This is a genomic window from Pseudonocardia sp. 73-21 (assembly GCF_001899645.1).
Taxonomy (GTDB): Bacteria; Actinomycetota; Actinomycetes; order Mycobacteriales; family Pseudonocardiaceae; genus Pseudonocardia.
On sequence record NZ_MKVV01000081.1, the window covers coordinates 1 to 12,570 of the forward strand.

General features: G+C 71.5%; 13 protein-coding genes and 1 pseudogene. 8 read left to right on the top strand and 6 right to left on the bottom strand.

Annotated features, from left to right (window positions below; all coding sequences use genetic code 11):
- Nucleotides 1-54: 54 nt before the first annotated feature.
- The 3 genes from BGP03_RS25335 to BGP03_RS25345 are packed head-to-tail and all read right to left on the bottom strand — an operon-like array spanning nt 55 to nt 3,906.
- Entirely contained in the window at nt 55-1,761 is a 1,707-nt protein-coding gene (locus BGP03_RS25335) for a hypothetical protein (protein WP_298799430.1), read from the bottom strand.
- On the bottom strand, nt 1,758-3,155 hold the full coding sequence (locus tag BGP03_RS25340; protein ID WP_363094466.1) for a hypothetical protein: 1,398 nt from the start codon (nt 3,153-3,155) through the stop codon (nt 1,758-1,760). The genes BGP03_RS25335 and BGP03_RS25340 overlap by 4 nt, the downstream gene beginning before the upstream one ends.
- Nucleotides 3,139-3,906, bottom strand: a complete 768-nt coding sequence (locus tag BGP03_RS25345) for a deoxyribonuclease IV (protein ID WP_298799429.1) — start codon at nt 3,904-3,906, stop codon at nt 3,139-3,141. The genes BGP03_RS25340 and BGP03_RS25345 overlap by 17 nt, the downstream gene beginning before the upstream one ends.
- A gap of 243 nt (nt 3,907-4,149) precedes the next feature.
- Between BGP03_RS25345 and rpsF the strand changes: the two are divergent.
- From rpsF to BGP03_RS25380, 7 genes and pseudogenes are all read left to right on the top strand, one after another.
- Nucleotides 4,150-4,425 (top strand): annotated as a pseudogene (gene rpsF / locus BGP03_RS25350) (30S ribosomal protein S6); the annotation flags it as partial.
- 159 nt (nt 4,426-4,584) lie between these two features.
- The gene (locus BGP03_RS25355) at nt 4,585-5,106 is read left to right on the top strand and encodes a single-stranded DNA-binding protein (RefSeq protein WP_298799428.1); all 522 of its coding nucleotides are present in this window, start codon (nt 4,585-4,587) and stop codon (nt 5,104-5,106) included.
- A gap of 36 nt (nt 5,107-5,142) precedes the next feature.
- Nucleotides 5,143-5,379: a 30S ribosomal protein S18 gene (rpsR, locus tag BGP03_RS25360; protein ID WP_296370607.1), complete on the top strand. Its 237-nt coding sequence runs from the start codon at nt 5,143-5,145 to the stop codon at nt 5,377-5,379.
- Nucleotides 5,380-5,393: 14 nt separating this feature from the next.
- The gene (rplI, locus tag BGP03_RS25365; RefSeq protein ID WP_296370606.1) at nt 5,394-5,843 is read left to right on the top strand and encodes a 50S ribosomal protein L9; all 450 of its coding nucleotides are present in this window, start codon (nt 5,394-5,396) and stop codon (nt 5,841-5,843) included.
- A 531-nt stretch (nt 5,844-6,374) separates the two neighbouring features.
- Nucleotides 6,375-7,838 carry a replicative DNA helicase gene (gene dnaB, locus BGP03_RS25370; RefSeq protein WP_296370605.1) on the top strand — a complete coding sequence of 488 codons (1,464 nt, stop codon included), beginning with the start codon at nt 6,375-6,377 and terminating at the stop codon, nt 7,836-7,838.
- A gap of 66 nt (nt 7,839-7,904) precedes the next feature.
- Nucleotides 7,905-8,156, top strand: coding sequence for a hypothetical protein (locus BGP03_RS25375; protein ID WP_298799427.1), 252 nt, complete (start codon nt 7,905-7,907; stop codon nt 8,154-8,156).
- Nucleotides 8,126-8,500, top strand: coding sequence for a hypothetical protein (locus BGP03_RS25380; RefSeq protein WP_298799426.1), 375 nt, complete (start codon nt 8,126-8,128; stop codon nt 8,498-8,500). The genes BGP03_RS25375 and BGP03_RS25380 overlap by 31 nt, the downstream gene beginning before the upstream one ends.
- 103 nt (nt 8,501-8,603) lie before the next feature.
- Here BGP03_RS25380 and BGP03_RS25385 read toward each other — a convergent pair whose 3' ends face one another.
- Nucleotides 8,604-9,107 carry a GNAT family N-acetyltransferase gene (locus tag BGP03_RS25385; protein WP_296370603.1) on the bottom strand — a complete coding sequence of 168 codons (504 nt, stop codon included), beginning with the start codon at nt 9,105-9,107 and terminating at the stop codon, nt 8,604-8,606.
- 145 nt (nt 9,108-9,252) lie between these two features.
- On the opposite strand from BGP03_RS25385, the gene BGP03_RS25390 reads away from it, so the two are divergent.
- Entirely contained in the window at nt 9,253-10,479 is a 1,227-nt protein-coding gene (locus BGP03_RS25390; protein WP_298799425.1) for an MFS transporter, read from the top strand.
- Between the two features lie 684 nt (nt 10,480-11,163).
- Here the strand turns inward: BGP03_RS25390 and BGP03_RS25395 are convergent.
- Nucleotides 11,164-12,099: a fumarylacetoacetate hydrolase family protein gene (locus BGP03_RS25395; protein WP_296370601.1), complete on the bottom strand. Its 936-nt coding sequence runs from the start codon at nt 12,097-12,099 to the stop codon at nt 11,164-11,166.
- On the bottom strand, nt 12,096-12,569 hold the full coding sequence (locus BGP03_RS25400) for a nuclear transport factor 2 family protein (RefSeq protein ID WP_296370600.1): 474 nt from the start codon (nt 12,567-12,569) through the stop codon (nt 12,096-12,098). Before BGP03_RS25400 ends, BGP03_RS25395 begins: the two co-directional genes overlap by 4 nt.
- Nucleotide 12,570: the final 1 nt, after the last annotated feature.

A 12,570-nucleotide genomic window follows, 5' to 3' on the forward strand; every position in this document is an offset into this window, starting at 1 on the left:
CCGTTCGGCCATGCCACACGCTAGCAATCGACCACAAACTAATGACTCAGGACACTAGCGAGTGTCTGACGGATCCTGGTCCCGCCACAGGTACACACCGTCGACCACGTCCGGTTCGCGGCCGAGCAGCGCCGTGGCCTGGTCGCGCAGGGAGTCGAGGTTGCGGCTGGGCCCCAGCACCACCGCGCAGGGGCGCCAGCGGTCCATGTCGGCTGCGAACGCCGTGCGCAGGGCGGGCGTGACGGGCCGGACCACTCCGTCGGCACGCACGGCGTCGAACAGCCGGCCCGTGACGCTGGGCTGCCCGCCGACGTAGGCGCGCCCGTTGGACGCGGGGCCGATGAAGTAGCCACCCGGCATCGCGAACGACAGCCCGGCCGCCTGCTGCCACAGCATCGTCGACGTGGTCTGTGGACCGGGGAAGGGCAGCACGAGCAGCGTGCCGCCCGAGCAGGCCGCCCCGCGGGCGAAGAACGCGGGTGCCGGGGACACGTCGTCACCGGGGAACGGTGCGGGCACGAGCGGCACCAGGGCCAGCACCGCCGCGCCCACCGCGACACCGCTCGGGACCCGGGCATGCGCGGCGTCCAGGGCGAAGGCCAGCGCCGCCCCCAGCAGACCCGCGGTGAACAGCGCGAACCGGTCGGCCAGCACGTGCTCGAACCCGGGCAGCTCCGTGATCAGCGCCCACGGCAGCGGGATGCCGGTGCCCTTCCCGTCGACCGTCAGCTCGTCGCCGAGCGCCAGCACGGCCACCAGCAGCGCGAGGAGCAGAGCGGTCCGCACGCGGGCGTTGCGGCGCAGCACGACCAGGGCCACCGCGGCGAGCACGAGCAGCGGCCAGCCGAGGTAGGCGGTGCGCTCCTCGATCCCGCCGGGGAACTGAGCAGACTCCGCGACGGACGCCGCCGACGCGAACGCCTGCAGCTGCGTGGGCACCACGTGGCCCCGCAGGTCGGTGGAGAAGTAGGAGGTGGTGAACGGGCTGCCGCTCTGGCGGAGCGGGCCGAACAGCTGGAACGCGAGCGGCCCGCCACCCACCAGCACGAAGACGCCGAGTGCGGTCGCCGCCCGCCCGGCGACCCCACGGGCCCGGGCCCGGGCGCGCCGCGGATGGCCGAGCACCAGCACCACCAGGAGCAGTGCCACCACCACCCCCGTGTCGAACAGCACCTCCTCGCCGATCAGCACCTGCGCCCCGGCCGTGACGCCGAGCAGCACGGCCGCCCGGTTGCCCTCGCCCGTCATGACGCGGAGCGCGAGCAGCAGGATCACCGGCACGAGGAGGTTGAACACGAGGTCGGGGTGGCCTCCGACGGCCTGTGCGAGCATCGCGGGCGAGAAACCGAACAGCGCGCCGCCCAGCGCCGCCGGCAGCACCCGCACGTCCAGTGCCCGCAGGCAGCCGAACGCGGTGGCGGCCGACCCGGCCAGACCCACCGTGGTGATCACGGTGACCGCGCCCGGCCCGCCGAACACCGTGGTGACCGGCGCGAACAGCACGCCGGGCAGCACCATCCCGTTGTTCCACATCAGGTTGATGCCGGTGGGCGCGTTGAGCAGGCCGGAGTAGAGCGGGAGCTCGCCGGCGCCCAGGGCGTGCGGGGTGGAGCTGAGCAACCAGGAGAACAGCACCGAGTCGGGCGTGTTCACGGCGCTGATCCGCCCGCCGAGCGGTGTCCACCACGCCCACGTCACGTACAGCGCCACGCCCGTGTAGGCGGCCAGCACGGCGGCACCGGCCCGACGAGCAGGGGTCATACCCGCTGCGGTGTCCTCTCCGCCAGGCGGTCGGGCAGCCCGAGGAACACCACGAACAGCACCACCAGCAGCGCCGCCCGCCCCCAGACCCCGACGGCCACGGACTGCGCCGCCAGCCCGGCCGCGATGTCGGACGCGCCGGCGCCGGTCTTGAGCGCGTAGAACCAGCGGAAGATGCCGATGCCCATCACGGCGTCGACGATCAGGTAGCCGACGACCCAGCGCCACGGCACCGCGAGCAGCACGAAGAACGGCAGCAGCCACAACGTGTACTGCGGCGAGTGCACCTTGTGCAGCAGCAGGAACCCGCACAGCATGGCCGCGCTGACGGCGACCCACGGGTAGACGCCCGAGCGCTTCCACCGCCACAGGCCCACCGCCGCCGCGAGGAGGAACGAGGCCACGACGAGCGTGGGCGAGAGCCAGTTGACCCAGTGCTGGAACGCGACGTTGTCGGGCTCGGAGTCGGGGCGGAAACCCCAGAACCAGATGGAGTTGGTGGTGAGGTCGACCTTGCGCAGCTCCTGGAACGTGAACGACGCCCGCCAGCCCTGGTAGCCGGCCAGCGCGAACGGCAGGTTGACCAGCACGACCGTGACGGAGGCGGCCAGCGCCACCCGCACGGCTCCCCACCAGTGGAGCCGGCCCGGCCGCGACATCGTCAGCACGTAGAGCGCGAGCGGCAGGACGAACGCGCCCGGGTAGAGCTTGAACGCGAAGCCCAGGCCCAGCAGCACCGACGCGAGCACGGCGCGATCGGCCAGCGGGCGGTCGGTGCGCCACCCGTTCATGACGAAGACGGCGCCCACCGCGGTGGCGACGACGGGCAGGTCCCAGTTGTGGAACGCGTAGAGCACCAGCGGCGGCCCGATCGCCCACAGCAGGGCCCGCCACCGTGCCAGCCGGCCCAGCATCCAGCCCGTGAGCAGCCCGAACGGGGCCATGAGCAGTGCCGAGTAGAGCAGGAACTCACCGTCGTTGTGGGCGAACAGCGCGCCCGCCCACATCAGCAGCCCGGTGAGCACCGGGTACTCGACGGTGCCGCCCTCGAGCACGCCGTCGGGGGTGATGGAGCCGGACACGAACGGGAAGACGTGCTTGTCGATGTCGCGGCCGAGCCACAGGTACTGGATGTCGGAGTAGCAGACGTCGCGGTCGACGCGGAGGATGTAGTCGGGCCCGCTGCGGCCCTGCGCGTCGAACTCGGGCCCGACGCACCGCGCCTTGTTGGCGTAGCCCAGCAGCAGGGTGAGCCCGGTGAGTACCACGATCGCCACCAGCATCAGCGCCGTGGGCGAGGAGCGGCGCCGGGGAGGGGGCGGCAGCGGGGGCGTGCCATCGGCCTCGGGCGTCGCCGCCCGCGTCACGACCGACATCTCATGCCAGCCGCTCACGCAGGAAGGCGATGTCGGCGGCCTGGCCCTCGGCCGGCGTCTCGACGACGACGGGTGCCCCGGCCGCGGCGCACACCGCGGCGAGCTCGTCGGGCGAGATGGTGCCCTTGCCGATGTTGGCGTGCCGGTCGCGGGTGGAGCCGAACTCGTCGCGGGAGTCGTTGAGGTGCACCAGGTCGATGCGCCCGGTGATGGCCTTCGCCCGCTCGACGACGTCGACCAGCTCCAGGCCGGCGGCGAACGCGTGGCAGGTGTCGAGGCAGAACCCCACCCCGAACTCGCCGACGGCGTCCCACAGCCGGGCGAGCTGCTCGAAGCTGCGGGCCATCGCGTTCTCGCCGCCCGCGGTGTTCTCGATGAAGATCGGCACCGCGAAGCCGCCCTCGGCCTGCTGGCGCTCCACGAACTTGCGCCAGTTGTCGAAGCCCTTGGCGTCGTCCTCGCCCTGCGTGACGTGGCCGCCGTGCACGACGAGCCCGATGGCCCCGACCTCGGCGGCTACCTCCGCGTGCTGCACGACGATCTTTCGCGACGGGATGCGGATGCGGTTGTTGAGCGACGCCAGGTTCACCACGTAGGGGGAATGCACGACGACGGTGACGTCGCTGTCGCGGAGCTCCTGGGCCTGGGGGTGCGACGGCGGCTTCTTCCACCCCTGTGGATCGGACAGGAACATCTGGATGATGTCGGCGCCGCGTTCGGCCGCGGACACCACCGGATCGTCCTCCCGCACGTGGGCGCCGATGAGCATGCCGCCAGCGTAGTGGCGGGCACCGACACTCCCGATCCCGTCCCCGCTCCGGCCGCCCGCCTGCGGGGCGAGGTGTTCCCGCTGGTAGCCTGGGCGCTTCGCGCACCGACCGGCGTCCTCCTGGATGCCGCTGTCGAACCCCTCAGCTCCACCGGGTGGTCCGATTCTGTCGGTGCGCGGTGAGAACCTCCTGCCGCGGACACTCCGCGGCCGATTCGAGTCCATAGGAGGTGAGTGGTTCTCATGCGTCATTACGAGCTGATGGTCATCCTCGACCCCAGTCTGGACGAGCGCACTGTGACGCCGTCACTGGAGCAGTTCCTCACCGTCGTCAAGAACGACGGTGGCACGGTCGAGAAGATCGAGGTGTGGGGCAAGCGTCGTCTTGCCTTCGAGATCCTCAAGCACGCCGAGGGGATCTACGCGGTCATCGAGGTCGCCTGCGAGCCGGCCACCATCTCGGAGCTGGACCGCCAGCTCGGGCTCAACGAGTCCGTGCTGCGCACCAAGGTCCTGCGCCGGGAGCCCAAGAAGGCCCGCGCCCAGAAGGCGGCCGCCCCGTCGTCGCCCCCCGCGTCCGCGCCCGCCGGCGCACCGCGCACGGCCACGTCGGCCACGGCTGCGGTCGCCGCGGCGTCCGCTCCGGCCGCCGCACCGGCTGCCGGCTGAGTCGCGACGATGGCCGGCGAAACTGTCATCACCGTGGTCGGCAACCTCACCGCCGACCCGGAGCTGCGGTTCACCCCGTCCGGGGCGGCGGTCGCCAACTTCACCGTGGCGGCCACCCCGCGCACCTTCGACCGCCAGTCCGGCGAGTGGAAGGACGGCGAGGCCCTGTTCATGCGCTGCAACGTGTGGCGGCAGGCGGCGGAGAACGTCGCCGAGACGCTCACCCGCGGCATGCGTGTGATGGCCACGGGGCGGCTCAAGCAGCGGTCCTTCGAGACCCGCGAGGGTGAGAAGCGCACCGTCGTCGAGCTCGAGGTCGACGAGGTCGGCCCGTCCCTGAAGTACGCCACGGCCAAGGTCAACAAGGTCAGCCGCGGTGGCGGCGACTTCGGCGGCGGCGGGGGCGGCTTCGGCGGCGGGGGCGGCAATTCCAGCGCCTCCTCCTCGGGCGGAGCACCTGCCGACGACCCGTGGGGCTCCGCTCCCGCGGCCGGCAGCGGTCCCGCCGTCGACGACGAGCCTCCCTTCTAACCCCACACCCGTCTTTTCTCACCAGGAGTACCCATCATGGCCAAGCCCGTCCTGCGCAAGCCCAAGAAGAAGGTGTGCGCGTTCTGCAAGGACAAGGGACAGGACATCGACTACAAGGACACCGGTCTGCTGCGGAAGTTCATCTCCGACCGCGGCAAGATCCGGGCCCGCCGGGTCACCGGCAACTGCCGCCAGCACCAGCGTGATGTTGCGGTCGCGGTCAAGAACTCCCGCGAGGTCGCCCTGCTGCCCTACACCTCCACCGCGCGATAAGGGGATTGGGACACATGAAGCTCATCCTCACCGGCGACGTGCCCAACCTGGGTGCGCCCGGCGACATCGTCGAGGTCAAGGACGGCTACGGCCGTAACTACCTGCTGCCGCGCAAGCTGGCCATCGTCGCCACCCGTGGCGCCGAGAAGCAGGTCGCGTCCATCACGCGGGCCCAGAAGGCCCGTTCGATCCGCGACCTCGGCCACGCCAAGGAGGTCGCCGGCACGCTGGGTGACCTCAAGGTCGTCATCAAGGCCAAGGCGGCGGGCGACTCCGGTCGCCTGTTCGGCTCGGTCACCCCGGCGGCCGTCGTCGACGCCGTGCGCGCCGCCGGCGGTCCGCTGCTCGACCGGCACGCCGTCGAGGTGTCCTCGCAGATCAAGACCGTGGGAAAGCACGCGGTCACGGTTCGCCTGCACCCCGAGGTCACCACCGAGTTCGCGATCGACGTCGTCGCCAGCTGACGATCCAGCAGCAACGTTCCGTGACAGGGGCGGGACCAGGGCTTCAAGCCCCGGTTCCGCCCCTGTTCATGTTCCGGGGTCGCTGGGTCACCCCTGCTCCCCGTTCGGGTGACACGCCGGAGGTGACGCCGGCGTCGCCGAGTGACCTTGTGGATGCGCTCGGTGGACAAGCGGTCCGGCGGTGCGCGACACGCCCGTGAAACCGTCCTCGGCGTGTCGGACGAGCAAAGTTGTCCACATCCCGAACCATGGTGCTGACCAGCGGAAACGTCACGCAGGACGGGGTTGTCCCCATGCCGTCCACAGGTTGCTCCCACCCCTGTCCTGGGGCGGAGGTGCTCCGTCCCCAATCCGTCCCCAGGTCGGTGCACAGGACGGTTCGACAACGCCTCCGGCGGTCCCTAACGTCGCCGCGCGAGGCACGAGGACCCGGCCCGGGTGACATCGGTCGTTCACCGGGGCGTCGCTCCGAAGTGGCGCGAGCATATCGAACCTCTGTTCGATACACTGGCAAAGGGGGTGACGCAGAGTATGACCCAATCTGATGTGCGCAGTGCGGATTCACGCAACGGCGATCCACGCAACGGCGATGGTCGCAACACCGACTTCGGGGCGCGTCCGCGCGCGGGCCGTCCGGTCGAGCAGGGCGGCGACAGCGGCGGAGGCGGCACGTTCGACCGCCAGCCGCCGCAGGACCTCACCGCCGAGCAGTCCGTGCTCGGCGGCATGCTGCTGAGCAAGGACGCCATCGCCGACGTCGTGGAGGTGCTCCACGCCGACGACTTCTACCGGCCGGCCCACCAGACGGTCTACGAGTGCATCCTCGATCTCTACAGCCGGGGTGAGCCCGCCGACGCCGTCACGGTCTCGGCGGAGCTGCAGCGTCGCGGTGATCTGATCCGCCTCGGCGGCGCCCCCTACCTGCACACGCTGATCGCCACGGTGCCCACCGCGGCCAACGCGGCCTACTACGCCGAGATCGTGGCCGAGAAGGCCATCCTGCGCCGCCTCGTGGAGGCCGGCACGCGCATCGTGCAGCTGGGCTACCACGGCGACAACGGTGCCGAGGTCAACGACGTGGTCGACCGCGCCCAGGCCGCCATCTACGAGGTCACCGAACGCTCCACCACGGAGGACTACGTCGTCCTCGAGGAGCTGCTGCAGCCCACGATGGACGAGATCGACGCCATCGGCTCCCGCGGCGGTATGGCGCTGGGCGTGCCCACCGGCTTCCTCGACCTCGACACCGTCACCAACGGCATGCACCCCGGCCAGATGATCGTCGTGGCCGCGCGACCCGGGCTCGGGAAGAGCACGCTGGGTCTGGATTTCGCCCGTTCCTGCTCCATCAAGCACGGCATGACCAGCGCGGTGTTCTCGCTGGAGATGAGCAAGTCCGAGATCGTCATGCGCCTGCTGTCGGCCGAGGCGAGCATCCGCCTGGGCGACATGCGTGCGGGCCGCATGAGCGACGAGGACTGGACGCGCATGGCAAGGCGGATGAGCGAGATCTCCGAGGCGCCGCTGTTCATCGACGACTCCCCCAACCTCACGCTGATGGAGATCCGGGCCAAGGCGCGGCGGCTCAAGCAGCGCAACGACCTCAAGCTGATCATCCTCGACTACCTGCAGCTGATGACGTCGGGCCGCAAGGTCGAGTCCCGCCAGCAGGAGGTCTCGGAGTTCTCCCGCCAGATCAAGCTGCTGGCCAAGGAGCTCGAGGTGCCGGTGGTGGCGATGAGCCAGCTCAACCGCGGTCCCGAGCAGCGCACCGACAAGCGCCCGATGCTGTCGGACCTGCGTGAGTCGGGCTCCATCGAGCAGGACGCCGACATGGTGATCCTGCTGCACCGCCCCGACGCGTTCGAGCGCGACGACCCGCGCGCCGGCGAGGCCGACCTGATCCTGGCCAAGCACCGTAACGGCCCCACCGACACCATCGTCGTGGCGCACCAGCTGCACTACAGCCGCTTCGCCGACCTGGCTCACGGCTGATCGGCGCAGTCCACCGCCGGCGGATTGGCCACTGACCGCCTGCGGGCCGGCGTCCAGGGTGATCCCATGCAGGTCGCCATCGTGACGTTCGACGGGTTCAACGAGCTCGACAGCTTCATCGCCTCCGCGATGATCAACCGTGCGCCCGGGCTGACGGCGTACATCACCACGCCCACCCGGACGGTGACGTCGCTGAACGGCGTCGAGGTGCTGGGCCAGCGCCCGCTGGGGTTCGTCACGAGGCGGACGCGGTGCTCGTCGGGAGCGGCATCCGCACCCGTGACGTCGTGGCCGACCGCGGACTGCTCGACTCCCTGACCCTCGACCCCACGCGCCAGCTCATCGGCTCCCAGTGCTCGGGGGCGCTGGTGCTGGCCCGGCTCGGCCTGCTCGGGTCGATGCCGGTGTGCACCGACACGACGACCCGGCCGTGGGCCGAGGAGCGCGGGTTCACGGTGCTGGACGCGCCGTTCCACGCCGAGGGCCCCATCGCGACGGCGGGTGAGTGTCTTGCGTCGCAGTACCTCGCCGCCTGGGTGGTCAGCCGCATGCTCGGCGACGCCGCGGCGCGCGACGTCGTCCACTACGTGGCGCCGGTCGGGGAGAAGGACGGGACGGTCCGGCGCGTGATGACGGCGATCCAGGCACCCGCACTGCACTGATGCCGTGTCGAGGCCGGCGATGATCCGGCGTTCGGCGCGTTTCCGGCCAGATCTGGCCGTTTCCGCACCGAACCGCTGATCATGGGTACCTCGGACGTGCGGGTCAGGCGATCCAGTAGCGACGGAACGGTGGTTCGCCGGGTCGGTCGGGGTCGCGGACGCCGCCGCACCGCTCGATCACCGTCGCCGACGCGACGTTGCCGTCGTCGCAGGTGAGCAGCGCGGCGTCGACGCCGAACGCCCGCGCGACGATCAGCGACTGCCGGAGGATCTCGGTGGCGTATCCGCGTCGGCGGTGGGCCGGCCGCACCGCGTAGCCGATGTGGCCACCCTCGGCGAGCAGCCGGTCGTCGAGCGTGTGCCGGATCGAGGTGCGCCCGACGACCTCGCCGCCGACGGTCGCGAGGAGGTAGGTGGCCGGGACCCGGTCGGGCGGGAGGTCGGTCCCCCGGTGCTGGCGTTCGCACTCGGCCAGGACGTGCGTCCAGGGCGTGTTCCCGGTGAGGCCGAACGCGAACTCGAACGCGTCGGCGGCCAGCTCGAGCTGCGCCGCGCGGACGGCTCGCTCGTCGTCGGGACGCGGCGGGCGGAGCCGGAGCGAGGACATCGGGCCATCCTTCCCCGGCGCCACCGAACGGACGACGGCTATCAGGCGGGCTGATGCCGGGCATCCGAAGAATCGCGTTCCCGGATGCCCGCCGAGGTGCTCGAATCGTGAGACGCATCACCCCACTCACAGTTGAGGAACCTCCATGGCCGAGACCACCGCGCACCGGGTCGGCGGGGGAACGCCCGTCGCCGGGCCCCTGCAGCTCGTCCTGCTGCTCGCGGGCAGCAGCATGTCCGTCCTCGGGTCGGTGCTGATCGCGCCGGTCCTGCCGCAGATCGGCGCCCACTTCGCGGGTTCCCCCGGGGTGGAACTGCTCGTGCCGATCGCCCTCACCGCGCCGGCCCTGATGATCGGGCTCACCGCGCCGTTCGCCGGGATCATCGTCGACGCCGTGGACCGCAAGAGGCTGCTGCTCGTCGCGATGGTCGTCTACGCGATCCTGGGCACGGCGCCGCTGTACCTGGACTCGCTGGGGGCGATCGTGGCCACCCGCGTGGGGGTCGGGATCTGCGAGGCCGCGATCATGACCTGCTGCACCACGCTGATCGGTGACTACTGGTCGGGCCCGCAGCGCAGTCGCTACCTGGGCCTGCAGACGCTGCTCGCGGCGGTCGCCGCCACCGTCTTCTTCGCCGTCGGCGGCCTGCTCGGCGCGTCCGGCTGGCGCACCCCGTTCTGGCTCTACGCCGTGGCGCTCGTGATCGTCGTCCCGATGGCGTTCTCGCTGTGGCAGCCGGAGCGGCCCGTCGCCGAGAAGGTGGCCGGTCGCCGGAAGATGGAGCCGGTGCCGTGGAAGGCGCTCGCCGGACCGTGCGCCGTCACGTTCCTGGGCGGTGTGTGGTTCTACACGCTGATCGTCGAGCTGTCCTATGTGCTCACCGGTCTCGGGATCGGCGATCCCGGCACCATCGGCGCCGTGTCCGCCGCGATGTCGTTGGCCACCGCGGCGGGCGCCGTGGTCTTCTCGCGCACCGCCGCCCGCGGGCCGCGCATCCTGCTGCCCGTCCAGTTCGTCCTGATCGCCGTGGGTCTCGCCTTCGTCGCCACCGCGAGCACCCTGCCGATGGTCGTGATCGGCTCCCTGCTCACCGGATTCGGTACCGGCATGCTGCTGCCCACGCTGCTGACGTGGGCGATGAACCGCCTGACGTTCGCCCAGCGCGGCCGCGGCACCGGGATCTGGACCGGCACGCTGTTCATCGGTCAGTTCCTCTGCCCGCTGCTCATCGCCGCGATCGGCGCGGCCGTGGGTGGGCTGCAGGTCGCGATCGGCATGCTGGGGGTGGCCGCGCTGGTGATGGCGGTGGTGACGTTCGTCGGCCTCCGCGGCTCCCACGAACCTCTGGACGCGGCGGCCGTGCAGGCCTGACCGCCTCCTGCGCCGATCACGGGCACATGGTCGTCGAGGTCGATCGACAGGCGACCATCTGCCCGTGATCACGGAGTCGGGGCGGGCTCCCGACAGTCCCGGAGCGCAGCGTGACCCACCACCAGGAGCACGACCTCGGCCTGCAACACGACGGCCGAACGTGCTCACCGGGAGCGGCATCGTCCGCAGCGACATCACCTCCGGCTTCGGCTCGTCGTCGGGCACGGCGGCCGGCGTGCCGTTGACGATCCGGCTGACGGCCACCGACGTCGCGGGGCGCGGCGATGCCCGGCGCCGCGGTGTACGCGTGGCACTGCGACCGCGCCGGCAGGTACTCGCTCGACGACGTCGAGGACCAGAACCACCTGCGCGGCGTGCAGGCCGCCGACGCCTCCGGGGACGTCACGTCCACCAGCATCTTCCCGCCCGCCCACTCCGGCCGCCGGCCGCACGTGCACTTCGAGGTCCACACGTCCCTCGCCGAGGCGACGGCCCCGACGAACGTCATCACCTCGGCGCAGCTGGCCCTGCCGAAGGCGATCCACGACGGGGTCTACGCCACCGACGGGTACGTCGCGAGCGTCGCGAACATGGCCCGCACGTCGTTGACGTGGGACATGGTCGGACATGGTCTTCGGCGACGACGGCGCGAAGACCCAGCTGGCCACGATGCCCCTGGCCTGACTACGACCGGGCGCGCGTCCGCACCCGGGCGGGCCGGATCGGGGTGGCCGCGACGCCGGGCACGATCCGGTTCTCGATGGTCCCGATGCCCTCGACCGTCATCGTGACGACGTCGCCGGGCCGCAACGGTGGGATGTCACGGCCGCGGCCCCACAGCTCGGCGAGGCAGCCGCCGTTGCCGCAGGTGCCCGAGCCCAGCACGTCGCCGGGCCGGACCTGCGTGCCGCGCGAGGCGTAGGCGACCAGCTCGTCGAACGGCCAGCCCATGTTGGACAGCAGGTCGCGGCCGATCCCGGTGCCGTTGACGGCCACCGTCATCTCCAGCGCGAGGAAGCCGTCGGCGTCGGGCACGAACTCGTCGGCCGTGACGAGCACCGGGCCGAGCGTGGAGGCGAAGTCCTTGCCCTTGCACGGCCCGAGGTTCACCTTCATCTCGCGGCGCTGCAGGTCGCGGGCCGACCAGTCGTTGAGGACGGTGTAGCCGGCGATGCGGTCGCGGGCGTCCTCGGGACCCAGGTCCTCGCCCACGCGCCCGATCACCGCGGCGACCTCCAGCTCGAAATCCAACGAGGAACAGCCCGGCGGCACCGCGACGTCGTCGTGCGCGCCGACCAGCGCGTAGGGGTTCGTGAAGTAGAACGTGGGCGCCTCGTACCACTCCGGCGCCACGCCCGCGTCCCCCGACACCGACCGGACGACGCCCTCGACGTGCTCCTCGAAGGCGACGAAGTCGCGCACGGTCGGCGCCTCCACCGGCGGCAGCAGCCGCAGCCCGGCGAGGGGGACCGCGTCACCCGCCGCCAGGGCCGCCGCGCCGGCCTCGAGCAGGGTGCCGGAGCGGAGCAGGTCGAGCACGGTGACGCCGGCGGGCAGCCGGTACAGGAGCTCGCCCTCGACGACACCCGCACGCGGCCCGGCCACGGTCGCGAACCTCATGCCGGCAACCCCGTCGACGGGGCGACGTGCGGCAGCGGCTCCCCCGCGTGCCACACCTCGTGGATACGGACGCGGGTGAAGCGCCAGCCTTCGGGAGTGCGGCGCAACGTGCAGTCGTACCAGCCCGAGCCGTCGGCGTGGTGGAACGTGCTGCCGCCCAGCAGGTGCACGCCGTGCAGGTAGGAGCGGGTGGTGGCGGTGTCGCCGTCGATCGTGATCGCGTGGTTGGACGAGCCGTGCCACGTGCCGGCGTACCCGCCCACCCCCCGCTCCGACGCCGTCGCACCCTGGATCACCGCGCGGCCCTCCAACCGGACGGCGTCACCGATCTCCAGGACGCCGTCCTCGGTGTAGGTGGCGCCGTAGGCCTCCCAGTCGCGCTCGTCCAGGGCGCGGGCGAACTCCACCAGCAGGTCGGAGATCAGCGCGCGGTCGACGAGCCACCGCACCTGCTGCTCGAACTCGTTCATC

Coding starts and splice junctions, on each gene's coding strand:
- BGP03_RS25395 (WP_296370601.1), bottom strand. CDS start 12,099: ATGAGGTTCGCGACCGTGGCCGGGCCGCGTGCGGGTGTCGTCGAGGGC.
- rplI (WP_296370606.1), top strand. CDS start 5,394: ATGAAGCTCATCCTCACCGGCGACGTGCCCAACCTGGGTGCGCCCGGC.
- BGP03_RS25335 (WP_298799430.1), bottom strand. CDS start 1,761: ATGACCCCTGCTCGTCGGGCCGGTGCCGCCGTGCTGGCCGCCTACACG.
- BGP03_RS25355 (WP_298799428.1), top strand. CDS start 4,585: ATGGCCGGCGAAACTGTCATCACCGTGGTCGGCAACCTCACCGCCGAC.
- BGP03_RS25375 (WP_298799427.1), top strand. CDS start 7,905: ATGCAGGTCGCCATCGTGACGTTCGACGGGTTCAACGAGCTCGACAGC.
- BGP03_RS25345 (WP_298799429.1), bottom strand. CDS start 3,906: ATGCTCATCGGCGCCCACGTGCGGGAGGACGATCCGGTGGTGTCCGCG.
- BGP03_RS25400 (WP_296370600.1), bottom strand. CDS start 12,569: ATGAACGAGTTCGAGCAGCAGGTGCGGTGGCTCGTCGACCGCGCGCTG.
- rpsR (WP_296370607.1), top strand. CDS start 5,143: ATGGCCAAGCCCGTCCTGCGCAAGCCCAAGAAGAAGGTGTGCGCGTTC.
- dnaB (WP_296370605.1), top strand. CDS start 6,375: ATGACCCAATCTGATGTGCGCAGTGCGGATTCACGCAACGGCGATCCA.
- BGP03_RS25390 (WP_298799425.1), top strand. CDS start 9,253: ATGGCCGAGACCACCGCGCACCGGGTCGGCGGGGGAACGCCCGTCGCC.
- BGP03_RS25385 (WP_296370603.1), bottom strand. CDS start 9,107: ATGTCCTCGCTCCGGCTCCGCCCGCCGCGTCCCGACGACGAGCGAGCC.